At 72.1% G+C, this 22,220-nt stretch carries 27 protein-coding genes; 16 read left to right on the top strand and 11 right to left on the bottom strand.

Features of this window, described 5'->3' with window-relative positions; all coding sequences use genetic code 11:
• Positions 1-14: 14 nt before the first annotated feature.
• The 7 genes from ACFQGU_RS06910 (at position 15) to ACFQGU_RS06880 (ending at position 6,609) form a co-directional block, all read left to right on the top strand.
• Entirely contained in the window at positions 15-1,280 is a 1,266-nt protein-coding gene (locus ACFQGU_RS06910) for an FAD-binding protein (protein ID WP_386765047.1), read from the top strand.
• Positions 1,281-1,549: 269 nt separating this feature from the next.
• Positions 1,550-3,001: an MBL fold metallo-hydrolase gene (locus ACFQGU_RS06905; RefSeq protein ID WP_386765045.1), complete on the top strand. Its 1,452-nt coding sequence runs from the start codon at positions 1,550-1,552 to the stop codon at positions 2,999-3,001.
• An 8-nt stretch (positions 3,002-3,009) separates the two neighbouring features.
• Positions 3,010-3,354, top strand: coding sequence for a rhodanese-like domain-containing protein (locus tag ACFQGU_RS06900; RefSeq protein WP_386765043.1), 345 nt, complete (start codon positions 3,010-3,012; stop codon positions 3,352-3,354).
• A 16-nt stretch (positions 3,355-3,370) separates the two neighbouring features.
• Positions 3,371-4,126 (top strand): sulfite exporter TauE/SafE family protein, encoded by a 756-nt coding sequence (locus ACFQGU_RS06895; RefSeq protein WP_386765041.1) that lies wholly within the window; start codon positions 3,371-3,373, stop codon positions 4,124-4,126.
• 213 nt (positions 4,127-4,339) lie between these two features.
• Complete coding sequence (locus ACFQGU_RS06890; protein ID WP_386765039.1) at positions 4,340-5,797, top strand: NAD(P)/FAD-dependent oxidoreductase; 1,458 nt, start codon at positions 4,340-4,342, stop codon at positions 5,795-5,797.
• A 7-nt stretch (positions 5,798-5,804) separates the two neighbouring features.
• The gene (locus tag ACFQGU_RS06885; RefSeq protein WP_386765037.1) at positions 5,805-5,984 is read left to right on the top strand and encodes a hypothetical protein; all 180 of its coding nucleotides are present in this window, start codon (positions 5,805-5,807) and stop codon (positions 5,982-5,984) included.
• A gap of 10 nt (positions 5,985-5,994) precedes the next feature.
• The gene (locus tag ACFQGU_RS06880) at positions 5,995-6,609 is read left to right on the top strand and encodes a class I SAM-dependent methyltransferase (RefSeq protein ID WP_386765035.1); all 615 of its coding nucleotides are present in this window, start codon (positions 5,995-5,997) and stop codon (positions 6,607-6,609) included.
• Positions 6,610-6,649: 40 nt separating this feature from the next.
• On the opposite strand, the gene ACFQGU_RS06875 is transcribed toward ACFQGU_RS06880, so the two are convergent.
• Positions 6,650-6,949 carry a metal-sensitive transcriptional regulator gene (locus tag ACFQGU_RS06875; RefSeq protein WP_386765033.1) on the bottom strand — a complete coding sequence of 100 codons (300 nt, stop codon included), beginning with the start codon at positions 6,947-6,949 and terminating at the stop codon, positions 6,650-6,652.
• Between the two features lie 89 nt (positions 6,950-7,038).
• Here ACFQGU_RS06875 and ACFQGU_RS06870 point away from each other — a divergent pair, with 89 nt between their 5' ends.
• The 3 genes from ACFQGU_RS06870 (at position 7,039) to ACFQGU_RS06860 (ending at position 8,140) form a co-directional block, all read left to right on the top strand.
• Positions 7,039-7,197 carry a hypothetical protein gene (locus tag ACFQGU_RS06870; protein ID WP_386765031.1) on the top strand — a complete coding sequence of 53 codons (159 nt, stop codon included), beginning with the start codon at positions 7,039-7,041 and terminating at the stop codon, positions 7,195-7,197.
• Positions 7,198-7,307: 110 nt separating this feature from the next.
• The gene (locus ACFQGU_RS06865; protein WP_386768186.1) at positions 7,308-7,655 is read left to right on the top strand and encodes an ArsR/SmtB family transcription factor; all 348 of its coding nucleotides are present in this window, start codon (positions 7,308-7,310) and stop codon (positions 7,653-7,655) included.
• A complete protein-coding gene (locus ACFQGU_RS06860) occupies positions 7,652-8,140 on the top strand; it encodes an SRPBCC family protein (protein WP_386765029.1) in 489 nt (162 codons plus the stop codon). The genes ACFQGU_RS06865 and ACFQGU_RS06860 overlap by 4 nt, the downstream gene beginning before the upstream one ends.
• A gap of 94 nt (positions 8,141-8,234) precedes the next feature.
• On the opposite strand, the gene ACFQGU_RS06855 is transcribed toward ACFQGU_RS06860, so the two are convergent.
• The 7 genes from ACFQGU_RS06855 to ACFQGU_RS06825 form a co-directional block, all read right to left on the bottom strand.
• Positions 8,235-8,675, bottom strand: a complete 441-nt coding sequence (locus ACFQGU_RS06855) for a hypothetical protein (RefSeq protein WP_386765027.1) — start codon at positions 8,673-8,675, stop codon at positions 8,235-8,237.
• Positions 8,676-8,855: 180 nt separating this feature from the next.
• Positions 8,856-10,478, bottom strand: coding sequence for a phosphoglucomutase (alpha-D-glucose-1,6-bisphosphate-dependent) (gene pgm, locus ACFQGU_RS06850; protein WP_386765025.1), 1,623 nt, complete (start codon positions 10,476-10,478; stop codon positions 8,856-8,858).
• 107 nt (positions 10,479-10,585) lie between these two features.
• Complete coding sequence (arr, locus tag ACFQGU_RS06845; RefSeq protein ID WP_386765023.1) at positions 10,586-10,993, bottom strand: NAD(+)--rifampin ADP-ribosyltransferase; 408 nt, start codon at positions 10,991-10,993, stop codon at positions 10,586-10,588.
• A gap of 92 nt (positions 10,994-11,085) precedes the next feature.
• A complete protein-coding gene (locus ACFQGU_RS06840) occupies positions 11,086-11,967 on the bottom strand; it encodes an SDR family NAD(P)-dependent oxidoreductase (RefSeq protein ID WP_386765021.1) in 882 nt (293 codons plus the stop codon).
• 37 nt (positions 11,968-12,004) lie between these two features.
• The gene (gene secD, locus ACFQGU_RS06835) at positions 12,005-14,362 is read right to left on the bottom strand and encodes a protein translocase subunit SecD (RefSeq protein ID WP_386765019.1); all 2,358 of its coding nucleotides are present in this window, start codon (positions 14,360-14,362) and stop codon (positions 12,005-12,007) included.
• Positions 14,359-14,700, bottom strand: a complete 342-nt coding sequence (locus ACFQGU_RS06830; protein ID WP_386765017.1) for a TraR/DksA family transcriptional regulator — start codon at positions 14,698-14,700, stop codon at positions 14,359-14,361. Before ACFQGU_RS06830 ends, secD begins: the two co-directional genes overlap by 4 nt.
• A gap of 139 nt (positions 14,701-14,839) precedes the next feature.
• A complete protein-coding gene (locus ACFQGU_RS06825; protein ID WP_386765015.1) occupies positions 14,840-15,226 on the bottom strand; it encodes a hypothetical protein in 387 nt (128 codons plus the stop codon).
• A gap of 93 nt (positions 15,227-15,319) precedes the next feature.
• On the opposite strand from ACFQGU_RS06825, the gene ACFQGU_RS06820 reads away from it, so the two are divergent.
• The gene (locus tag ACFQGU_RS06820) at positions 15,320-15,715 is read left to right on the top strand and encodes a DUF2237 family protein (RefSeq protein ID WP_386765013.1); all 396 of its coding nucleotides are present in this window, start codon (positions 15,320-15,322) and stop codon (positions 15,713-15,715) included.
• A 6-nt stretch (positions 15,716-15,721) separates the two neighbouring features.
• Here the strand turns inward: ACFQGU_RS06820 and ACFQGU_RS06815 are convergent, their stop codons facing one another.
• Positions 15,722-15,910 (bottom strand): hypothetical protein, encoded by a 189-nt coding sequence (locus tag ACFQGU_RS06815; RefSeq protein ID WP_386765011.1) that lies wholly within the window; start codon positions 15,908-15,910, stop codon positions 15,722-15,724.
• A 165-nt stretch (positions 15,911-16,075) separates the two neighbouring features.
• Here ACFQGU_RS06815 and ACFQGU_RS06810 point away from each other — a divergent pair, with 165 nt between their 5' ends.
• Positions 16,076-16,417 carry a DUF2200 domain-containing protein gene (locus tag ACFQGU_RS06810; RefSeq protein ID WP_386765009.1) on the top strand — a complete coding sequence of 114 codons (342 nt, stop codon included), beginning with the start codon at positions 16,076-16,078 and terminating at the stop codon, positions 16,415-16,417.
• Positions 16,418-16,433: 16 nt separating this feature from the next.
• Here ACFQGU_RS06810 and heR read toward each other — a convergent pair whose 3' ends face one another.
• The gene (gene heR / locus ACFQGU_RS06805) at positions 16,434-17,234 is read right to left on the bottom strand and encodes a heliorhodopsin HeR (protein ID WP_386765007.1); all 801 of its coding nucleotides are present in this window, start codon (positions 17,232-17,234) and stop codon (positions 16,434-16,436) included.
• 66 nt (positions 17,235-17,300) lie between these two features.
• The gene (locus tag ACFQGU_RS06800; RefSeq protein ID WP_386765005.1) at positions 17,301-17,987 is read right to left on the bottom strand and encodes a TetR/AcrR family transcriptional regulator; all 687 of its coding nucleotides are present in this window, start codon (positions 17,985-17,987) and stop codon (positions 17,301-17,303) included.
• A gap of 82 nt (positions 17,988-18,069) precedes the next feature.
• Here ACFQGU_RS06800 and ACFQGU_RS06795 point away from each other — a divergent pair, with 82 nt between their 5' ends.
• From ACFQGU_RS06795 to ACFQGU_RS06780, 4 genes are all read left to right on the top strand, one after another.
• Complete coding sequence (locus ACFQGU_RS06795) at positions 18,070-18,792, top strand: DUF4386 domain-containing protein (RefSeq protein ID WP_386765003.1); 723 nt, start codon at positions 18,070-18,072, stop codon at positions 18,790-18,792.
• A gap of 209 nt (positions 18,793-19,001) precedes the next feature.
• Positions 19,002-19,226: a tautomerase family protein gene (locus tag ACFQGU_RS06790; RefSeq protein ID WP_386765001.1), complete on the top strand. Its 225-nt coding sequence runs from the start codon at positions 19,002-19,004 to the stop codon at positions 19,224-19,226.
• Positions 19,227-19,264: 38 nt separating this feature from the next.
• Positions 19,265-20,854, top strand: a complete 1,590-nt coding sequence (locus tag ACFQGU_RS06785; protein WP_386764999.1) for a LuxR C-terminal-related transcriptional regulator — start codon at positions 19,265-19,267, stop codon at positions 20,852-20,854.
• Positions 20,851-22,218, top strand: coding sequence for a methyltransferase domain-containing protein (locus tag ACFQGU_RS06780; protein WP_386764997.1), 1,368 nt, complete (start codon positions 20,851-20,853; stop codon positions 22,216-22,218). Before ACFQGU_RS06785 ends, ACFQGU_RS06780 begins: the two co-directional genes overlap by 4 nt.
• Positions 22,219-22,220: the final 2 nt, after the last annotated feature.

Here is a 22,220-nt window from a genome sequence, read left to right as displayed (position 1 = left end):
CCTAGGCTCGAGCGGTGACGACACCGACGTACGACGCGCCGCTGCAGAACTGGGCGCGCAACGTCACGTTCGCGCCGGAGCGCGCCGTGCGGCCGCGGTCCGTCGACGAGCTGCGGGACGTCGTCGCCTCCACCGCGCGCGTTCGTGCCCTGGGCACCGGGCACTCGTTCTCCCCGGTCGCCGACACGGACGGCACCCTCGTGCTCCTCGACTCGCTCCCGCGGGTGCTCGAGGTCGACGCCGTCGCGTCCACGGCACGGGTGAGCGCGGGCACCCGCTGGGGCGAGCTCGCCCCGCTGGTCGACGCGCACGGGCTCGCGCTGCACAACATGGGGTCGCTGCCGCACATCTCCGTCGCGGGCTCGGCGTCCACCGGCACGCACGGGTCGGGCAGCGGCCTCGGCTGCCTCGCCACCGCCGTCAGGTCGCTCGACCTCGTCACCGCCGACGGCTCGCTGCACACCCTCCAGCGGGGCGACGCAGACTTCGACGGCAGCGTGGTGGCCCTCGGTGCGCTCGGCATCGTCACGTCGATGACCCTCGACCTCGAGCCGTCGTACGACGTGGAGCAGACGGTGTGGGAGGGGCTGCCCTTCGGCACTGCCGTCGAGCGCTTCGACGACGTCATGGGTGCGGCGTACAGCGTGAGCCTCTTCACCACCTGGACCGGGCACGGGTTCGAGCAGGTCTGGGTGAAGCGACGAGCCGGGGGCGACCCTGCCGACCTCGGGTGGACCGGGTCGCGTCCGGCCGACGCGCCGCGCCACCCGGTGCCCGGCGTGGCGGCTGACGCGTGCACCGAGCAGGGCGGAGTCCCGGGCCCGTGGTTCGAACGGCTCCCGCACTTCCGGCTCGAGTTCACGCCGAGCGCCGGCGCGGAGCTGCAGACCGAGTACATGGTGCCGAGATCCGTTGCGCGCGAGGCACTTGAAGCCGTGCAGCGCGTCGCCCACCTGGTCGCGCCGGTGCTCCAGATCAGCGAGGTCCGCACCGTGGCGGGCGACGACCTGTGGCTCAGCCCGTGCCAGGGACGCGACACGGTCTGCATCCACTTCACCTGGGTCGACGACGCCGAGGCCGTCGCACCCGCCGTCCTCGCAGTCGAGCGCGGGCTCGCGCCGTACGACGCCCGGCCGCACTGGGGGAAGGTCTTCACGACCGACCCCGACGTCGTCCGCTCGCTCTACCCGCGCCGTCGCGAGTTCGAGGACCTGCGTGCCCGGCTCGACCCCGGGGGCGTCTTCGGGAACGCCTTCGTCGACCGGTACCTGCTCCGATGAGCCCCACCCCGAGCCCACCCGGGGCGGCCCGGACCCGACTTGATCGGATACCCCCGGGGGTATACTCTCGAGCCATCACCGGCGCTCCTCGCGCCCCGACACCTCGTGGAGGAACCCCCATGTGCAGCCCCGCCACCTGCTCCCGCTGCGGCAAGGTCACCTGGTCCGGCTGCGGCATGCACGTCGATCTCGTCATGGCCGACGTGTCGACCGACCGCCGCTGCACCTGCCGCTGACCCTCCCTGCCCCACGAGACGAGACGAGACCTCATGCACCCGGCGCCCGCCCTGCCCGACGTCGTCGTCATCGAGACGCCGAACCTCGGTGACCGCTCGTACGTGGTCCACCTCGACGGCCTCGCCGTCGTCGTCGACCCGCAGCGCGACCTCGACCGGGTCGAGGCGGTGCTCGCCGAGCACGGGCTCACCGTGACGCATGTCGTGGAGACCCACATCCACAACGACTACGTGTCGGGCGGACTCGTCCTCGCCCGACAGCTCGGCGCCGTGTACGTCGTCCCCACGGGCTATGCGCTCGACTACGACGCGACCCAGCTCGGCGACGGTGAGACCTTCACGAGCGGGCGGATGGCCTGGCGCACAGTGCACACTCCTGGGCACACCCCGCAGCACCTCTCGTACGTCGTCGCGGTCGACGGCAAGGACGCCGCGGCGTTCACCGGCGGCTCGCTGCTGTTCGGCAGCGTCGGACGTCCCGACCTCATCGGCCCGGACCACACGCACGAACTCGCGCACGCGCAGTGGCGCAGCGTCCGACGCCTGACGACCGAGGTCGAGCCCGACGCCGCCGTGTTCCCGACCCACGGCTTCGGCTCGTTCTGCAGCGCCAGCGCGACCGTCGGGCTCGAGTCGACCATCGGCCAGCAGGCCGTGGCCAACCCGGCCTGCACGGTCGACGAGGACGAGTTCGTCGCCGAGCTGATCGCGGGCCTCGACGCCTACCCGGCGTACTACGCGCACATGGGACCGGCCAACCAGGCGGGCCCCGGCCCGATCGACCTGTCCCTGCCCGAGCGGGCCGAAGCCGCCGAGCTGCGGCGACGCATGGACGCCGGCGAGTGGGTCGTCGACCTGCGCTCACGTCGGGTCTTCGCCGAGGGCCACCTGCGCGGCACCCTCTCCTTCGACGGCGACGGCAACGCCGTCACCTACCTCGGGTGGCTGATCCCGTGGGGCACACCTCTGACCCTGCTGGGCGACACGCCGGAGCGCGTGACCGCCATGCAGCGCGAGCTCGCCCGGATCGGGATCGACCGCCCGGCCGCCTTCAACGACGGCGAGCCCGGCGACTGGGCGCTCGCGCCGTCCGACGTCACGTCGTACCGCAGGGCCGAGTTCCACGAGCTCGACGAGGCCCTCGCCGCCGATCCCGATCTGATCGTCATCGACACCCGGCGCCGCACCGAGTGGCAGGAGGGCCACGTGACCGGCGCCCGGCACGTACCCCTGCACGAGCTCATGGGCAGCGTCGAGAAGATCGTGACCTGGTCCCGTGCCGCAGCTCACGCGGGTCGCGACGCGACGGTGTGGGTCTACTGCGGCTCAGGCTTCCGCGCCTCGGCCGCGGCGTCGCTCCTCGATCGTGCAGGCCTCACCGTCGTCCACCTGGACGCCGACATCGCCACCGCGCGCGTGATCCGCGCCTGGACCCCCGCCGAGCAGGTCACGCAGGCCACTCTCGGTGCGGCGTACGCCGACTAAGGAGCGACGTGGACAACCAGACCCTTCCCACGGTCGACGCCGCGGAGGCCCTGCGCCTCGTCGGTGACGGCGCAGTCCTGCTCGATGTCCGCGAGCCTGCCGAGTGGGTGGCCGGACACGCTCCGACCGCCGTGCACGTGCCCCTCGGCGATCTGCCGTCGGGCGGGTTCGCGCCTGCTCCCGGGCAGCGCGTTCTCGTCGTCTGCCGCAGCGGCAACCGCTCGAAGTCGGCGACCGCTCACCTGATCGCGCTGGGGGTCGACGCCTGGAACGTCGCCGGCGGCATGGGCGCATGGCAGGCGTCCGGCGGTGCGGTCGTCGACGCGCAGGGCGCGCCGGGCCGCGTGGCCTGAGCGTCGTCACCCACCCGTGCCCCTCCTGCTGCCTGTCGCCGCCGGCCTCGCGCTCGGCGCCGTCATGGGCCTGCTCGGAGGCGGCGGCGGTGTGCTCGCGGTGCCGATCCTGCTGGCGCTCGGGCTGTCGCTCGACGCCGCGGCCACGACCTCACTGGTCGTCGTCGGAGTCGGCGCGGCCGCCGGCCTCGCCACCCATGCCCGCGGCGGGCGCGTCGACTGGGTCATCGGGCTCATGTTCGGTGCGCTGGGCTCCGCGGGCGCCATCGCGGGGTCGCGGCTCGCGTTCGCCGTGGACGACCGGGTGCAGCTCGCCGGCTTCGTGGTGCTCCTCGCCCTGGCCGCGTACGGCATGCTGCGAGGACGCAGCGAGTCCTCTCCCGAGGACGACGACAAGCCACTGCCCGACCCCAACTGGGCCGTGGTCGTGCTCCTTGCGTCGGGTGTCGGCCTCGTGACCGGGTTCTTCGGCGTCGGCGGCGGCTTCATCGCCGTCCCGGCCCTGGTGCTGGCGCTCAGGATGCCCATGCGGCGCGCGAGCGCAACCGCTCTCGTGGTGATCCTCGTCAACGTGACCGTGGCCTTCCTCGCCCACGGCACCGAGCACGTCGACGGCGGCCTCACCGCCGTCGTCGCGGTCGGTACGGCGGTCGGCGCCGTGCTCGGCGCGGTGCTGCAGCCGCGGATCCCGTCGGCGGCGCTGCAGCGGACCTTCGGCGTCCTCCTGCTCGTGGTCGCGGCGTACCAGACCGCCCAGCTCGTCCTCGCCTGAGCGGCTCGGCCTGCACGGGCGACGTTCCCCAGACCGGGGTGCGACCCTCTCCGGTGCGGTCTTCAGGCGCTGACGCTGGACCGGTTGTGCGGCAGGTCACGGGGTCGGCGCATCCCTGAGGCTGTCCTAACCGCATACCCCAGGGGGTATGGTCCGGGACGTGCGCAGAGCCGCGCACGCAGCCTGCGCCACCTGCGTCGAGGAGCACGAGACATGGCACGCGTCGTCGTCCTGGGAGCCGGGATCTCCGGCCACACCGCAGCCCTCCACCTGCGGCGGCTGCTGGGCAAGCAGCACGAGGTCGTGGTGGTCTCCCCCAACTCGAACTGGAACTGGATCCCGTCCAACATCTGGGTCGGGGTCGGCCGGATGTCGGCGGAGGACGTGACGTTCAAGCTCGCACCGGTCTACAAGAAGAAGGGCATCACCTACCACCAGGCCAAGGCCGTGGCGCTGTGGCCCGAGGGCGACGACTCGTCCGACAGGCCCAAGGTCGAGATCGAGTGGACCGCCCCTGGCAAGACCGGGCACGTCGAGCGCATCGAGTACGACTACGTCATCAACGCCACCGGGCCCAAGCTCAACTTCGGCGCGACGCCGGGCCTCGGCCCGGACGGCCACACCTACTCCGTCTGCACCTACGGCCACGCCGAGGAGGCCGCCAAGGCCCTCGCCGAGGTGATCGCCAGGCTCAAGCGCGGCGAGAAGCAGCGCCTGGTCATCGGCGTCGGCCACGGCACCTGCACCTGCGAGGGCGCGGCGTTCGAGTACACGTTCAACGTCGAGCACGAGCTCCGCGCCGCCGGGGTGCGCGACCTCGCCGAGATCGTCTACTTCACCAACGAGTACGAGCTCGGCGACTTCGGCGTCGGCGGCCTGACCTTCAAGCAGGAGGGCTTCGTCACCACGAGCCAGCTCTGGACGGAGTCGCTCTTCGTCGAGCGCGACGTCCGCTCGATCACCCGTGCGCACCCGACGAGGATCGAGGACGGCCGGCTCTACTACGAGACTCTCGACGGCGTCGACGGCGTGCTCGACTTCGACTTCGCCATGCTGCTCCCGCCGTTCCGCGGCGTCGACCTGCAGGCGTTCGCGCGCGACGGAAGCGACATCAGCTCGGAGGTCTTCGCGCCGAGCGGGTTCCTCAAGGTGGACGCCGACTACACGCCGAAGAAGTTCGACGAGTACAGGGCCGAGGACTGGCCGAGCACGTACCAGAGCCCGAAGTACGCGAACGTCTTCGGCATCGGCATCGCGTTCGCCCCGCCCCACCCGATCTCGGTACCGCGCACGAGCCCGAAGGGCACGGCCATCTCGCCCGCGCCGCCGCGGACGGGCATGCCGTCGGGGCTCATGGGCAAGGCTGTCGCGCAGAGCATCGCCGACATGGTGACGGGCAAGGCGACCAGGCCCGAGCACACGGCCTCGATGGCCGACATGGGCGCAGCCTGCGTCGCCAGCGCCGGTGCCGGGTTCACGAAGGGCACCGCCGCCTCGATGACGATGTACCCCGTCGTCCCCGACTACGCCCGCTTCCCCGGCTACGGCCGCAGCCTCGACGACACCACCGGTGAGATCGGGCTCGCGGGGCACTGGATGAAGAACCTGCTCCACTACATGTTCATCTACAAGGCGAAGGGCCTGCCCGGCTGGTCCTTCATCCCGGAGTGAGCTGACGATGACCGAGAACCCGAGCACCGAGCCCGTCTCCCCGGCGGAGGTGCCGCTGGCCGTCACGTTGGCGCCGGCCCCCACCGACAAGACGCTGCGCCAGCGCACATCTCTGCCGGTGCAGGGATTCCGCTTCGCCGCGGTGTCCCTGCGCATGCTCAAGATGATCCGCACGTCGCACCACTGAGGGGTCGGACGTGCGAGCCGCAGAGTGGGACGCCCGCTACGCCGCCGTGGACCGCGTGTGGTCCACCGGTCCGAACGTGTTCGTCGAGCAGCACTGCTCCGCCCTACCCCCTGGCAGGGCGCTCGACGTCGCCGGCGGCGAAGGACGCAACGCGCTGTGGCTCGCCGACCGCGGCTGGGAGGCGACCGTCACCGACTTCTCGGCGGTCGCCCTCCAGCGCGCGGCTCACCTGTGGGACCAGCGCGTGCAGCCCCTCGGGCGGCTGCACGTGCGCCAGGCCGACGTCGTCGCCGATCCGCTCGGCGACCAGGGCTTCGACCTCGTCGTCGTCTGCTACCTGCAGATCCCGGCGGACGACCGGCGCCGGGCGCACCGGTCCGCAGCGGCCGCGGTGGCACCCGGCGGCGCCCTGCTCGTCGTCGCCCACCACACGGACAACCTGACCGAGGGCGTGGGCGGCCCGCAGGACCCGGCCGTGCTCTTCACGGAGGACGACGTCGTCGCCGACCTCGAGGGCAGCGGTCTGACGGTGGAGGTGGCGGCCAAGGCAGCCAGAGCCGTGGAGGTCGCCGGCTCACCCGCTCACGCGTTCGACGCCGTGGTGCTCGCCCGACGTCCTACGTGAACCTGCGTCCCGCCTGAGATCGGTTGCGGCGCGGTCGATCTCAGGCCAGGGACAGGAACAGCTTCTGCAGCTGCTCGGCCACGACCTCGGAGTCCTGGTCGCCGGCCACGACGCACTCGCGCAGGCTGGTGGAGATCATCTGGAACGCAGCCCGGTCCACAGCCTTGCTCACGGCGGCGAGCAGCGTGACGACGTCCTGGCAGGACCTGCCGTCCTCGAGCATCGCGATCGCGCCGCCGAGCTGGCCCTGCGCGCGCTTGAGCCGGTTGGCCACGGCCAGCACGGCCTTCTGGTCCTCGACGACGTGCTGGGCGGCCGGTGTCCCGGATCCTGCGGTCACGGCGTCCTCCTGGGGTTCGTGGTAGCCATCACTATACCCCCGGGGGTATAGTGATGGCTACCGCGAACCCCGACGAAGGAGACCAGGACATGTGCCGACAGGTGAGCTGCCGACGCTGCGGCAAGGCGACGTGGGCCGGATGCGGCCAGCACGTCGACCAGGTCATGCGCGGCGTCCCGAAGTCGCAGCGCTGCGCCTGCCCGCCCGAGCAGAAGAAGTCCCTGGTCGACCGCCTCTTCGGTCGCTGACGCACTCCGCGCGATCAAGCCCCGGCCCCCGCGGCCGGGGCTTCGTCGTGCGCGAGGCCTCGGCGGCAGCCTTGACGCTCCCGGGGAGGTGCTGCATGATCTACAACCTTATGGTTGTAGATCAGCTCTTGGACTCCGAGGTCGACCGGCTCTTCCACGCCCTCGCCGACTCCACCCGCCGCGACATCGTGCGGCGCGTGCTCGTCGGCGAGCACTCGGTGTCCAACCTCGCCCGGGCCTACCCCATGAGCGTGACCGCCGTGCAGAAGCACGTGGCCGTCCTCGAGGCGGCGGGGCTCGTGTCGCGACGCAGGCACGGCAGGGAGCAGCGCGTGACCGGTGAGCCCGAGGCGGTACGCCGTGCCCGCACGCTCCTCGACGCGTACGAGCAGCTCTGGCGGGACCGGTTCGACCGCATGTCCGACGTACTGGCCGACGACCAAGGAGAGGCGCGATGAGCGTGACGAGCATCGAGAAGGACCTCGACCGGCTGACCATGACGGTCACCGGCGAGTACGACGTGACCGCCGAGCGCGCCTGGCAGCTCTGGGCCGACCCGCGCCAGCTCGAGCGCTGGTGGGGGCCGCCGACGTACCCCGCGACCGTGGAGGAGCACGATCTGCGCCCGGGCGGGAGGGTCACCTACTTCATGACCGGGCCGGAGGGCGACACCCCGCGCGGCTACTGGGACGTGGTGCAGGTGGAGGCACCGCGCCTGCTCGTGGTGAAGGACGGCTTCGCCGACGACGACGGCACGCCTCTCGACGGCATGGGCGTCACCTCCATGCAGGTCGACATCGTCGACCGGGCCGGCGGCGGCGTGGTCATGACGCTCACCTCGACCTTCAGCTCGCTCGAGAGCCTCGAGCAGATGGTCGAGATGGGCATGGAGGAGGGACTTCGCCAGGCCATGGGTCAGATCGACGGCCTGCTGGCCGCCTGACGCTCCGGAGATCTGCCCCCGGATTCGTCGCTTCCCGCGGCGTTCGGTCGTGACTTCACGACCGAACCGGGGGCAGATTCCCTGCCCCGCGCGGTCAGCGGGTGATCGGCCAGTCGTCACCGGCTGCGAGCCGGAGCTCGAGCAGGGTGGCGAGCGCGACCGACTCGCCGTCCCTGCCGCCGATCCCCGCCTGCAGCCGCGGCTCGTCGGGCGTCAGCGTCACGCCCGAGAGCCGGGCGCGCAGGCTCTTCGGCGCGGTGAGCACGTACATCTCGCCGTCCTCCGCGATGGCCAGCGAGCCGTCTCGACGCAGGTACCAGCCGACCAGGGAGGTCGCGTACGTGTCGCGCGAGTCGCCCGCGCGCACGCGCAACGGCTGGGTGGCGAGGCTGCGACATCGCGCCTGCGCGACGAAGCCGGCGACGAGCTCACGGGCCTTGGCCTCCTCGACGGCGCGGTTGCGCGCCGCACGCTCGGCCTGCGCGTCCGCCGCCTCGCGGCGCCGCGCCTGCCAGTCGTCGTCGGGCCCGGTCACGCCGTTGACCGCGGGGCGGCTAGAGGGCGAGGAACTGCAGGTAGCCGAGGAGGGAGCCCGCCGCGGCGGCGACGAAGAACACGACGAGGGGGCCCCAGGCCAGGATCGGGTTGGTCATGCGCCCATCCTGGCGCGCCCGCTCCCCCGGCGCCCGCCCAACCCCGTGTGTCGTACGCCGCGTCAGCCGGCGAGCGCCGTGGCGATCACCGCGCGCGCCTCCTCCTGGACGTCGGCGAGGTGGTCGGGGCCCTTGAACGACTCGGCGTAGAGCTTGTAGACGTCCTCGGTGCCGGACGGCCGGGCGGCGAACCACGCGTTCTCGGTCTGCACCTTGAGGCCACCGAGCGGTGCGCCGTTGCCCGGCGCCGTCGTGAGCGTGGCGGTGATCGGCTCCCCCGCCAGCGTCGTGGCGGTGACCTGCTGCGGCGACAGCCTCCCGAGGATGGCCTTCTGCTCGCGGGTGGCCGGCGAGTCGATGCGTGCGTACGCCGGCTCGCCGTACTGCTCGGTGAGCCCGCGGTAGAGCTGCGACGGCGACGAGCCCGTGACCGCCTGGATCTCCGAGGCGAGCAGGGCGAGGATGATGCCGTCCTTGTCGGTGGTCCACACCGAGCCGTCGCGCTTCAGGAAGCTCGCGCCGGCGCTCTCCTCGCCGCCGAACGCGACCGACCCGTCGAGAAGGCCCGGCACGAACCACTTGAAGCCCACCGGCACCTCGAGCAGACGACGGCCGAGGCCCGCGACGACGCGGTCGATCATCGACGAGCTCACGAGCGTCTTGCCGACGGCCGCATCGGGCGACCACCCGTCGCGGTGCGCGTAGAGGTAGTGGATCGCGACGGCCAGGAAGTGGTTGGGGTTCATGAGCCCGCCGTCCGGCGTCACGATGCCGTGGCGGTCGGAGTCGGTGTCGTTGCCCGTCGCGATGTCGAACTCGTGCTGCTTGGCGATGAGGCTGGCCATCGCCGACGGCGACGAGCAGTCCATGCGGATCTTGCCGTCCCAGTCGAGCGTCATGAAGCGGAACGTCTGGTCGACGTCCGGGTTCACGACGGTGAGGTCGAGGCCGTAGCGCTCACCGATCGCGCCCCAGTAGCCCACGCTCGCGCCGCCGAGCGGATCCGCGCCGATGCGCACGCCCGCGCGGGCGATCGCCTCAAGGTCGACCACGTCGCCGAGCTCGCCGACGTACGCGTCGAGGAAGTCGTAGTAGCCCGGCTTGTGGGTCGCGAGCGACACGCGCTTCACGCCAGCGAGGCCCGCCCGCAGCAGGTCGTTCGCCCGGTCCTGGACCCATCCGGTGATGTCGGTGCCCGCGGGGCCGCCGTCCGGCGGGTTGTACTTGAAGCCGCCGTCGGCCGGCGGGTTGTGCGACGGCGTCACGCAGATGCCGTCGGCCCTGGCCCCGCGGGCGTTGGCCACGAGGATCGCGCGCGAGACCGACGGTGTGGGCGTGTATCCGCCGCGCGAGTCGACGAGCACATGCACGCCGTTGGCGAGCAGCACCTCGAGGGCGCTGACGGTGGCGGGCTCGGAGAGGGCGTGGGTGTCGGCACCGAGGAACAGCGGGCCGTCGCTCCCCTGCGCCGTGCGGTACTCGCAGATCGCCTGCGTCGTGGCGAGGATGTGGTCCTCGTTGAAGCTGGCCGTGAGCGACGACCCGCGGTGCCCGCTCGTGCCGAACGACACCCGCTGGCCCGGGTCCTCGGGGTCGGGGTGCACCGTGAAGTACGCCGTCACCAGCTGGGCGACGTCGACCAGGTCGGCGGAGGTGGGCAGGTGGCCGGCACGCGGATCGCTCATACCCCGATCCTGGCAGCCTCGGCACGCGCGAGGTCGACCCACCGGGCAGGAACATGGGCGAAGGGACGGAGGAGGAGCCGCGGCGCTGCTGCTCCGCGGCGCTTCGATCAGTCGTCCATGGCCTCGACGCCGTCGGCGGCGAGCGTCTCGAGGTGGTCGCGCATCGTCTGCAGCACCTCGGGCGGATGGCCCTCCCAGCCCACGATCTCGCCGAGGACCCGGAGCGGTTCGCGCGAGCGGAACGACTGCGTGGGGTTGCCGGGGAACCGCTGATCGGTGAGGTTGGGATCGTCCTCGAGCTCCCCGACCGCCTCGACCACGTAGATGCGCCCGGGGCCGTCGCCGGCCGCGAGCTCGGCACCCCAGACGGCCGCGTCGAACGTGCCGGTCGCGTACACGTGGTTCGCCGTACGCCGAGAGCCGAAGTTCGACGCGCGGCCGGGCTCGATCAGGTCTCCCGCGGACAGGTCGGCACGCGTGCCGTGGAAGTACGCGCGAGCGAAGGGTTCGGCCATGCGCCCATGGTGCCTCGACTCCACGCACGCCGGCGGCGGAACCTCGTGCCGATCCGCGCTCCCCGCGGCGCGCGTCGGCACGCGCCCGAGGCTCAGACCCCCAGGAGCTTCTGCATCTGCTTCGCCACGGTCGTGATCGCCTTGGTGGGGTTCACCCGCGAGAGCCGGTCGAGCGTCTTGGCGTCGCTGCCGATCAGCAGGCGCGGCTTCCCTGCGGCCAGTGCCACGACGATCTGGCGGGCGGCGTCGTGCACCGCCGTGGTCTTCGGGGGCGTGCCGCTGGCCATCACCTTGTCCATGTTCGGCACCTCGACCCCGGAGTTGCCGGTGATGTTGGTCGCGACGCCTCCCGGGTACACGACCGTGACCGCGACGCTGGTGCCCTGCAGCTCGGCGTACAGGGTCTCGGTCAGCAGCTTCACCGCACCCTTGCTCGCGCCGTAGGCGCCTTGACCGGGCACGGGGACGAGCCCACCCATGCTCGAGACGTTGAGCAGCGCCGCCTGGGGGCGCCTCTTCAGGTAGGGGATGAACGCCTTGTCGAGGTAGAGCGTGCCCCAGAAGTTGACCGCCATGACCTTCTCGATCTCCTCGATCGAGAGCTCCTCCAGGCGCACGAACCGCTGGATGATGCCGGCGATGCTGAGGAGGCCGTCGACCTGTCCGTGGACGGCGACGACCTGCTCGGGGAGCGCCTCCACGGCCGCACGGTCGGACACGCTCAGCGTGTGGGTGCTCAGCCGGCTGGCCGGTGTCCGTGCGAGTGCGACCGTCTCCGCCAGGCCGATCTCGCTCACGTCGACGGCTGCCACGCTGGCACCGCGCCTGATGAGCTCGAGCGTCACCTCACGGCCGATGCCGTTGCCGGCACCAGTGACCACGAAGACCTTGTCCGAGATCTGCATGGCGTCCTGCCCTCCCTCGTAGCGCCCGTTGACGAGCGGGTCAACCGGTCCCCACACCACCGTAGGCACGAGGGGTGCGTGAGTCCTTCCAGGCAGGGCGCCGAGGTCACCTGCCCGACGGCACCCCGGCGTAGGGATCGATCACCGGCGGACGACGCGAGGCCGAGGGGGAGCCCGATCCCCCGCCCGACCTGCGCTGCGCCCTCCCGGAGAGTGCGAGCAGCAGCGGGGTGGCCGTGAAGACCGACGACAGGGTTCCGATCACCAGGCCGAGCAGCAGGGCGAGGGCGAAGTCGGCCAGCGAGTCCCCGCCGAGCAGCACGAGCGCGGCGAGGATCGCCATCGCGCCGATACCGGTGTTGATCGTGCGCGGCACCGTCTGCAGCACAGCCGTGTTCGCGAGCTTTGCCAGCGGCTGGTCCGGGCTCTCCCGCAGCCGTTCTCGGATGCGGTCGAACACCACGACGGTGTCGTTGACCGAGAGCCCGACGATCGTGAGCAGCGCCGCGACGAACACGCCGTCGACCGACTTCCCCGTCCACGCGAACACACCGATCACGAGGATCACGTCGTGCAGCAGGGCCAGGACCGCCGCGCCGCCGAAAGCCCAGCGGAACCGGTAGGCGAGGTAGGCCATCTGCGCCAGGAGCGCGATGCCGAGCGCGATGAGCGCCTTCAGCCGGAGCTCGTCGCCGATGGTCGGGCCGACGAGCTCGTCCCTCACCTTCTCGACGTCGCCGCCGATCGTGCCGAGGGCGTCCTGAACGGCCTGGGCCTGGTCGTTGTCGATCGGGTCGGTGCGCACGGTGATGCGCTCGACCCCGCCCTGCTCCTGCGACGTCGCGACGACGGCGCGCGGCAGACCCTGAGCGGCGAGAAGGTCGCGCGCCTCGTCGACGTCGACCTCGCGGCTCGTGGAGTACTCCAGGAGACGGCCGCCGGTGAACTCCACGCCCAGGTTGAGCCCGCGTACCGCGACGCCTGCGAGCGCGACCACGACGAGGGCACCGGACACCGCGAGCCACAACCGGCTGCGCCGCATGAGGTCCGGGCCCTTCTCCGAGAGCCAGGCCCGCAGCCGGCCGTTGCCGGTGATGCCCGAGACCCGGGGGTGACTCGCCACCCAGCGACGGCGGACGAGCCATTCGGCGAGCACGCGGGCGATGACCAGCGCCGACACCATCGAGGCGAGCACACCGATGCCGAGGGTGACGCCGAACCCCTTCACCGGACCCGAGGCGAGGAAGAACAGCAGCGCAGCCGCCAGGAGCGTGGTGACGTTCGAGTCGATGATCGCGCTCCAGGCCTTGGCGAAGCCGTCCTTGAGCGCGCGCCGCAGCGCTCCCTCCTCGCTCACGCCGCGTACGCGTCCCTCGGCGTACGCCTCCCGCGCTCGTTCGAAGACGAGCACGTTGGCATCGATCGCCAGCCCGATCGCGAGCACGAAGCCGGCGAGGCCAGGCAGCGTCAGCGTCGCGCCGATCGCCACGAGCAGCGAGTACGCGATGAGGCTGTAGGCAGCAAGCGCGATGCTCGCGGCGATGCCGACGAGCCGGTAGACGATGCTGATGAAGAGGGCGGTGAACGCGAGGCCGATCAGCGCTGCCTGCACCGAGGCCTCGATCGCGGCGGCGCCGAGGGTGGGGCCGACCGTCCGCTGCTCGACCACCTCGACGTCCAGGGGCAGCGAACCTCCGCGGACCAGGGCTGCGAGCTCCTGCGCCTCCGCCACGGTGAACGTGCCCGTGATCTCCGTGCCACCGCCGGGGATCCCGACACCGCACGTGATCGACGGGTCGACCTGCGGCGAGGAGATGATGGCGTCGTCGAGGACGATCGCGACCCGACGCGATGACTCACCGGGCGCCGCGCACGCGGCGGCAGCAGTGACGTCCCGCCAGCTGCTGACGCCCTCGCCGGTGAACCCGAGGGTCACGAACCAGCTGGCACCGCGCGAAGGGTCGGTGCCCGCCGTGGCGTCGGCGATGAGGTCGCCGGTGAGGGCGGGCGGCCCGAGCCGCAGAAGCTGGCCGGACTCGTCCGCCAGGACGGTCGAGCCGCCCGGCTCGGGCGTCGCACCCGCGGCCTCGCCCTCGACCGGGTGGATGGTGAGCTGGGCGGTGCGGCCGATCGTCTCGGCCGCCTCGCGGGGGTCGAGGACGCCGGGCAGCTCGACGATGATCCGTCGCTCGCCCGAGCGGGCGAGGGTCGGCTCGGACACGCCGAGCGCGTCCACCCGCTTGCGCAGCACCTCGACGACGCGGTCGGTCGACTCCGCGTCGGCCACCACCTCGCCGGTGTCGCGCGTCTCGAGCACGATCTGGGTGCCGCCGCGCAGGTCGAGCCCGAGCCGCACCGGGCTGGAGAGGGCGAAGAACACGGCGCCGGCGATGACGGCCGCGGCCGCCAGCGCTCGCAGCAGGAGGGCCCTGCGCTCCGAGGCCGGAGCACCCGCACCGCTCATCGTCCGCACGTCCGCGCGAGGGGGCGGTCGAGCAGCACCTCGACCGGGATCTGAACGCCGCACACGTCGCAGCGCCCGTAGCGGCCGTCCGCGAGGCGGGTCAGCGCGTGGATCACATCGGACGCCTCACGCTCGGCGACGTCGAGGAGCCGCAGGGCCGACATCAGCGGCGGCTGCACCTCTGGGTCGGCGACGTCGGCGGTCGTTCGCAGCAGGTCGAGCGCCGTGGTGGCGCGGTCCATCTGCTCGTCGAGATGCGCGTGCATCGACACGAGGCGCTGGCGCACGGCGCGGAGATCGCGCACGGAGAGCGGTCGGTCGGCGACGGGGATGTGCATGGCTTCTCCCGGGAAGGCGCGACGTCGGGGACGTCGCCGGCACGTGCCGCACCAGGGCGGCGACGTGGAAGGGCGGAGGGGCGGTCGACGGACCGCGAGGAGACGTGACGGACGCAGCTACGGCGTCAGCGCGCTGGCGTCAGCAGGACGCGAGCGTCGGCGGGGCGCGTGAGCCGCGCGCACGCACGGGCGCGGACGACATCGGCGTCCGGGCACGGCGTACGGCGATGGCCAGGCACGCGAGCGCCAGGAGGAGCAGGGTGACGGGAACGGCAGAGGACGAGCCCTTGCCCACCGCGCTGCGATCGGCGCCGATGGCACCGGTCACCGAGGCGTGCGACGTGCGCAGCGCGGCATGACCGAGCTGCGACGTCGAGGCCTCGAGCGACGGCGCCGAGGATGAGGCGGCCACGGGAGCGGTGGCGACCGACTGGGGCAGGGCGCCTGCGACTCCGGACACCAGCAGGAGCAGCACGCCGAGGAGCGCGGCCCCGAAGGCTGCGCGTCGACCGCTCGGCTGGCTCACGCGTCCAACGTACGTGAGGAACCGGCCGAGGCCAATCCTGTCCGCCGGTCAGCGGGCCGTGCCCCCTGCTGTGGGTCGTCCTAGGGTGGGCGCATGGAGCTGCAGGCGAACGTGCACGGCGAGCCCCTCGAGGTCTGCTCCCTCGAGCCGATCACCGGCTTCTACCGCGACGGATACACGACCACCGGGCCCGAGGACGTCGGCTCGCACACGGTGTGCACGGTCGTCACGGCCGAGTTCCTCGAGCACCAGAAGCAGACCGGCAACGATCTCTCCACGCCGGCACCGCAGTACGGCTTCCCCGGCCTGAAGCCGGGCGACCGCTGGGCCGTCTGCGCGGCGCGCTGGTTCCAGTCCTACGCCGCGGGGGTGCAGGCGCCGGTCGTGCTGCGCGCGACCAACATCGCAGCACTCGACATCGTGCCGGAGGACGCGCTGTTCGCCGTCGCCGCCGATGCGCCGGACGACGCGTCGTCGCTGCTCGACTGACCTGCGTCAGGCGGTGCGGGACAGGCGCAGCGCCATCTCGAGCACTCTGTCGTCGTCGTCGCCGTCGACGAGGAGCTGCCGCGGCGTGCGGTTGCCGAGCTGATGGCGGGGGCGGTTGAGCCAGCCGACGACGCCCTGGTCGCCGAGGACGGGTCGGAGGATCTCCTCGACGCGCTGCGTGGTGTCGGTGCTCATGCGCTGGGGCCCTTCGCGGTCGGCGCGCGGCCGGACGCCGCGATCGCCGTACTACCCCTTCTCCTTCGGCACGGCACCCCCCGGGACTTGACCGGTGCAGCCGGCAACCACGGGGCCGGCGGGAACCGCCGTCCGGCGATCGGCCGGTGTGCCTAGCATCGCGGGATGCACCGGATCTTCACGACGAGCGTCGCCTCGGTCTACCCCCACTACATCACCAAGGTGGAGAGCAAGGGTCGCTCGCAGGACGAGCTCGACCAGGTGATCACGTGGCTCACGGGGTTCGACGAGCCGACCCTGCAGCGGCACCTCGAGGCCGGTACGACGTTCGAGGACTTCTTCGCCGCGGCGCACCTGAACCCGAACGCCTCCCTCATCACGGGGAGCGTGTGCGGGGTGAAGGTGCAGGAGGTCGAGGACCCGCTCATGCGCCAGATCCGCTACCTCGACAAGCTCGTCGACGAGCTCGCCAAGGGCCGACCGATGGAGAAGGTGCTGCGCGCCTGATCGTGCTGGTGCCGAGTCAGTTCGGCGGGACGAGGGTGCCGGCGAAGACCTGCCAGGCCAGCAGCGACTTCGCCACGAGGCTCAGGGTGATGTAGACGGTCTCGCCGTAGAGGTAGTCGCGCCACTTGCCCACCTGGCGGTACTGCAGCCACTGGTTGAGGGCGAAGCAGTTGAAGAAGACGAACAGCGACACGAAGATCCCGTACACGAATCCGGGCGGGCTGGCGGCGTTTCCCGGGCTCACGAGGTAGATGCCGATCGCGATCCACGGCGTGATGCCGGCGATGCAGCCGAGCCAGAACGGGAGCATCCCGCCGCCGGGCTTCTCGTACTTCTCCTGCAGCAGGCCGAACAGGATCATCGAGACGTTGACGCCGAACAGCGCGACGAGAGCGGCGACGTCGCTGATGCCGGTGATCAGCGCGATGAGCACGATCATCACCGACGAGCTCAGCGAGTACTCGATCCAGCGCGCGTAGTTGCGGCTGAGGCGCAGGTTGGCGCGGTACCACGGGAAGACCTGGGGCGAGGCGATGACGAAGTGCGCCGCTGCCGAGAGCAGGAGGAAGATCGCGCAGCCCCAGGCGATGCTGACGTTGAAGAGCGTCGCGGGCTCCGCCGGCGCGGATCCCGGCGGCCCCGTCATGAAGGCTGCGGTCACCGGCAGGGCGAACGCCGTCGCGAGGGCGATCACGGCCACCGCCTGGAGCGCGTGCAGCACGCCCATGAACAGGTTGTAGCGCCGCAGCCGCGTGAACCTGGCCTCGGGGATCTCGTCGCCGGTCGGTCGTTCGGTCGCGCCCACGGAGGTGGTCATGATGGGAACGTACTCGGATCGGCGGGTTCCTGCTCCCGGGCAGCCGTCCGCGTGCGGGTCTGAGGGCTAGGCGTGCGGGTCGTGATGGCGGGCGAGGCCGTCGAGGATCAGGTCGAGCGTGAACTCGAACTCCGCGTTGCTGTCGCACCAGCCCAACGGGTCCTCGGAGTTGTCGTGGAGCTCGGAGGCGACCATCGCCGTGAGGTGGGGGAAGGAGTCCGCCATCGCAGCCATCTGCGCCTCGACCTCGGCGCCAGGGTCGGCGTCTCCCTGCGGCACGGCGAAGAGCTCCTGCGAGTAGCCCAGGACCATGCTTCCGAGGGCGTGCAGGCCGCGGTGCGCGAGGTGGTAGCTGAGGCCGCCGTCCACCATGGTCGCGAGGACCGCCTCGAAGTGGACCACCAGGCTGATCGGCACCTGGGTGCGCGATCCGATGAGCTCGGGACCCCACCGGTGCTGCACGACGACCTCGCGCGCCGCCAGGCACCGGTGGCGCAGCGACGTCCGCCAGTCCGCGGACGGGTCGCGCTCGGGCGCCGCGGCGGCGATCTCGACGATGAGGGCGTCGGCCAGGCCGTCGAGGAGCTGCTCCTTGCTCGGTACGTGGTGGTAGAGCGACATCGCCTCCACCCCGAGCTCGGACGCCACCCGCCGCATGGTCACGGCGGCGAGCCCGTCGGCGTCGGCCACGGTCATCGCCGTCGCCAGCACGCGCTCGCGGCTGAGCGTGCCTCGTACTGCCTCCGCGGTCATCGGACCTCCTCCTGGACAGCGACCACCTTACCGTGTAAGGATGCCTTACAACGTAAGGCACACGTCGATCGGAGGCTCTCCCATGACCACGACCGCGGCACCCGCCGTCCCCCAGCACGATGCGGCCCGCGCCGACCTGGTGCGCACGGCCCGCGCGACCGGCCTGCTCTACCTGGGCGTCGCCATCACGGGCGGCCTCGGCTTCCTGTTCGTACGCACCCAGCTCTTCGTGGACGGCGACCCGGCCGCCACCCTGGCCAACCTCGTCGAGAACCCGGGCCTCGCCCGACTCGGCGTGGTCCTCGAGCTGGGGCTCGTGCTCACCCAGGTGCTGTGCGCGCTGTGGTTCTTCCGGCTGTTCCGCTCGGTCAACTCCTTCGCCGCGGGCGCCATCGCGGTCTTCGGCACCGTCAACGCCGTCGCGCTCCTCGGCAGCGCCGCCGCACTGGCCACCGCCATCGACGTCGCCGGCGGCGCCCTCGACAGCCCGGAGACCGAGGCCGCGACCACACAGCTCCTGTACCTCCTCAGCGGGAACCTGTGGGGCGTCGGGGCGCTCTTCTTCGGTCTCTGGCTCATCCCCATGGGCTGGTTGGCCCGCCGCTCCGGATGGATGCCGGCCGCGCTCGGGTGGCTGCTGATCGTCAGCGGCGTGGGCTACATCCTGAACGCGTTCGTCACCTACGCCGCGCCCTCGGCAGGCGCTCTGGGCGACGCCCTGACGTTCCCGGCGGCTCTCGGCGAGCTGTGGATGGTCGGCTACCTGCTCGTCATCGGAGTCCGCCGTACCGCCGTGCCAGCCTGACCCCGGTCGCGAAGCTTCCAGCCCCCGCCCTCACCCGTTCGACCGGCCTGGGCGCGCAGCCGTCGAGCTTCAGGGAACGGACCATGGCCCGGACGGGCCATGGCCTGCTGGACCACGTTGGCCTCCACCGTCGATGCGGCGACGGTGTGCGGCCCCGAAGACTGGCGGCACGGTCGCAGGGACCGTGAACCCGACGCCAGGAGGCTCGCATGCCGCTCATCGAGGTCAACGTCATCAAGGACGTGTTCACGCCCGAGCAGAAGAACCAGATCATCACGACGCTCACCGACGCGATGGTGAGAATCGAGGGCGAGAACATGCGCCCGGTCACCTGGTGCGTCATCCGCGAGGTGCAGAGCGGTGACTGGGGCATCGCTGGCAACGCGCTCACGACGGCCGACGTGCATGCGCTCGCCGCCGGCGCAGGCGTCTGACAGTTGCCGTGCTCACCCTGGACCGACACGCTGGCCCGATGACCGCCACCGACGACCGCGAGGAGGCGCGCGCAGCGCTGAAGGCCGGCCGGTGGGCGGAGGCCGTCGACCGGTTCACGGTGCTCGCGGCCATGACCGGCGATCCCGAGGGATTCGAGGGGATCGCGGAGGCGGCGTGGTGGCTCGACGACGCCGGGACCTGCCTCGAGGCCCGTGAGGCGGCGTACCGCAGCTTCCGTGCCACGGGCGACGACAGGGGCGCCGCCCGGGCAGCCGCCTCGCTCGGCTACGACTCCATGCTGTTCGGCAGAGGGGTCGCAGTCGGGCGCGGGTGGCTCGCGCGGGCCGCCGACCTCCTAGCAGGGGCGACGGACGTGCCCGAGGCGGGCTGGCTCGCCGTGAGGCAGGCCGAGGTGGCGCTCAACGTCGACCACGACTCGGCCGCCGCGCTCGACGCAGCAGCACGGGCCTCGGCCGTGGGCCGGGCGACCGGTGACGACGACCTCGCCATCGTCGGGCAGGCCCTCGAGGGGCTGGCGCACGTGCGCTGCGGCGATGTCGTGCCCGGCATGGCTGCGCTCGACTCGGCCGCCGCCGCGGCGACAGCTGGCGACGTCGAGAGCCTCATGTGGATGGGCAAGATCTGCTGCTGGCTCATCAGCGCCTGCCAGGAGACGCACGACCTCGCGCGCGCCGGTGACTGGTGCGCCCGCGTCGAGGACATCTGCGTCCGGCACGAGCTGGCCCCGCTGTTCGCCGTCTGCCGAACGCAGTACGCCACGGTGCAGCTGGCGAGCGGAGACTCCGCCGGCGCCGAGTCGACGCTGGTCGATGTGATGTCCCGGCTCGAGCGATCGCAGCGGATGAGCCGGCTCGACGCCGTCGCCCAGCTCGGCGAGGTGCGTCGTAGGCAGGGCCGGCTCATCGAGGCCGAGGCGCTCCTGGCCCAGGCCGGCTACCTGCCTGCGGCCGTCACAAGCCTCGCCCGGCTGCGGCTCGACCAGGGCGATGCGGCGCGTGCATGGTCGACCATCGCCGAGCTCCTCCGATCGATGCGCGGCGACGAGCTTCTGGAGCGGGTCGGCGCCCTCGACGTCGCGGTGGCCGCGGGCATCGCGGCGGGCAACCTCGCCGAGGCGCAGCAGGCGGCCGCCGAGCTGCGCCGCATCGCCGACCGCGTCGGCACCGTCGCGCTCGCCGCGCACGCAGACTCCTCCGAGGCGCGTCTCGCCGACGACGACGCCGCGATCGAGAAGTGGGAGGACGCCGTACGCCGCTTCCATCTCGCCGGGCGGCCGTTCGATGAGGCCGACGCTCGGCTGCAGCTCGCCGCCGCGCTGCGCCGGACCGACGACGTGCGCGCCGACGAGCAGCAGCGCGCCGCCATGGCCATCCTCGGGCCGCTGAGGAGCACGCCCGCCGACGGGCCCCTGACAGAGCGGCAGACCGAGGTGCTGCGACTCCTCGCCGCCGGCCTCAGCAACGCCGAGATCGCTCGCCAGCTCCACCTGAGCGAGCACACGGTGCACCGGCACATCGCCAACATCTACGCCGCCCTGGACGTCGGATCGCGCGTCGCAGCAGCGACCTACGCGACCGACCACGGGCTGACCGAGGGATCCCGATGACCGACCAGTGGCTCACCGTCGACGAGGGCTGGGGCCGGCGCGCTGTCGACTTCGCCACCCTGCTCGAGCCGGCCGCGTCGCGCGAGTACGTCGCGATGCACCAGCACCTCGACGTCGGCGCGGGCGATCGCCTGCTCGACATCGCCTGCGGATCCGGACTCGCGCTGGAACTCGCTCGCGCGCGCGGCGCGACGGTGGCGGGGGTCGATGCATCGCCGCGCCTCACGGCGATCGCGCGCGACCGCGTGCCCGACGGCGACATCCGCGTCGGCGACATGGCTGCGCTGCCGTGGGACGACGCGTCCTTCGACGTCGTCACGAGCTTCCGCGGCCTGTGGGCCACGACGCCGGAGGCGCTCGTCGAGGCCTGCCGCGTGCTGCGTCCGGGCGGCCGCATCGCCGTCACCACCTGGGGCCACGTCAAGGCGTCGCCCGGCCTGTGGGCGCTGCTGCCGTTCACCCTGGCCGCGCCGGAGAAGGTCGAGGCCCAGGCGCGGATGAAGTCGCTCGGGCGTCCCGACGTGGGCGAGGCCGTCCTTGCCGAGGCGGGCTTCGTCGGCGTACGGCGTCACGAGGTGCCCTTCGCGTGGGAGTTCCCGGACCCCGAGACGTTCGCGCGGATGCTCGCCTCGACGGGCCCGGCGTACGAGGCGATCCAGCAGGTCGGCGAGGAGGAGTTCCACCGGCGCTGCGTCGAGGCCGCCACCGAGCAGCTGCGCGAGGGTCTGCCGCTGCGCGCGGAGATCGCGTGCGTCGGCCTCACCGCGCATCGTCCGGCCGTGCACGCCTCGCTGCTGCTGCCGGAGGCTCCGGCCTCGCCCGAGGCGCAGGTGCTCGCCGACGACGACCTCACATCGTTGGGGTTCCTCACCCACGCGACGCAGCTCTGGATGCACGACCCTGCGTTGCACGACCGGCTGTTCGAGCTCGTCATCGGCAGCGCGCGCGGCGCGGGCCTGTCGGTGACCGACCGGGGCATCGCGACCGTGGTCGCCGCCGGCGAGAGCGGCGACACCTACTGCCCGCTCGCCTGGGGCGACAAGCTGGCGAAGGAGACGACGCCGGCGCTGGCCGCCTCGGTGCTCTCCGGGTCGGACGACCTCCTCGATCAGCGCGGACGAGCGCTTTCGGCATGGGCGCTGACGGTCGCCCGCGATCCGCAGTCGGCCACGGCCGCCGACCTCGGCCCGCTGATCGAGGCGGGCTTCGACGAGAGGCAGATCCTCAACCTCACGCTCTTCATCGCGCTGCGGCTCGCGTTCTCCGCGGTGAACGGCGCGCTGGGCGCCCGGCCCGAGCAGGAGTACGTCGACTCCGTGGACCCGGCCGTGCGCGAGGCGTGGCTGGCCGCCTTCCCTGCGTGATC

The sequence above is a fragment of the Longivirga aurantiaca genome, from assembly GCF_042660085.1.
GTDB classification, from domain to species: domain Bacteria; phylum Actinomycetota; class Actinomycetes; order S36-B12; family CAIYMF01; genus Longivirga; species Longivirga aurantiaca.
Note: the sequence above shows the minus strand (reverse complement) of the source record. Positions and strands in the feature narration are given on the sequence as shown.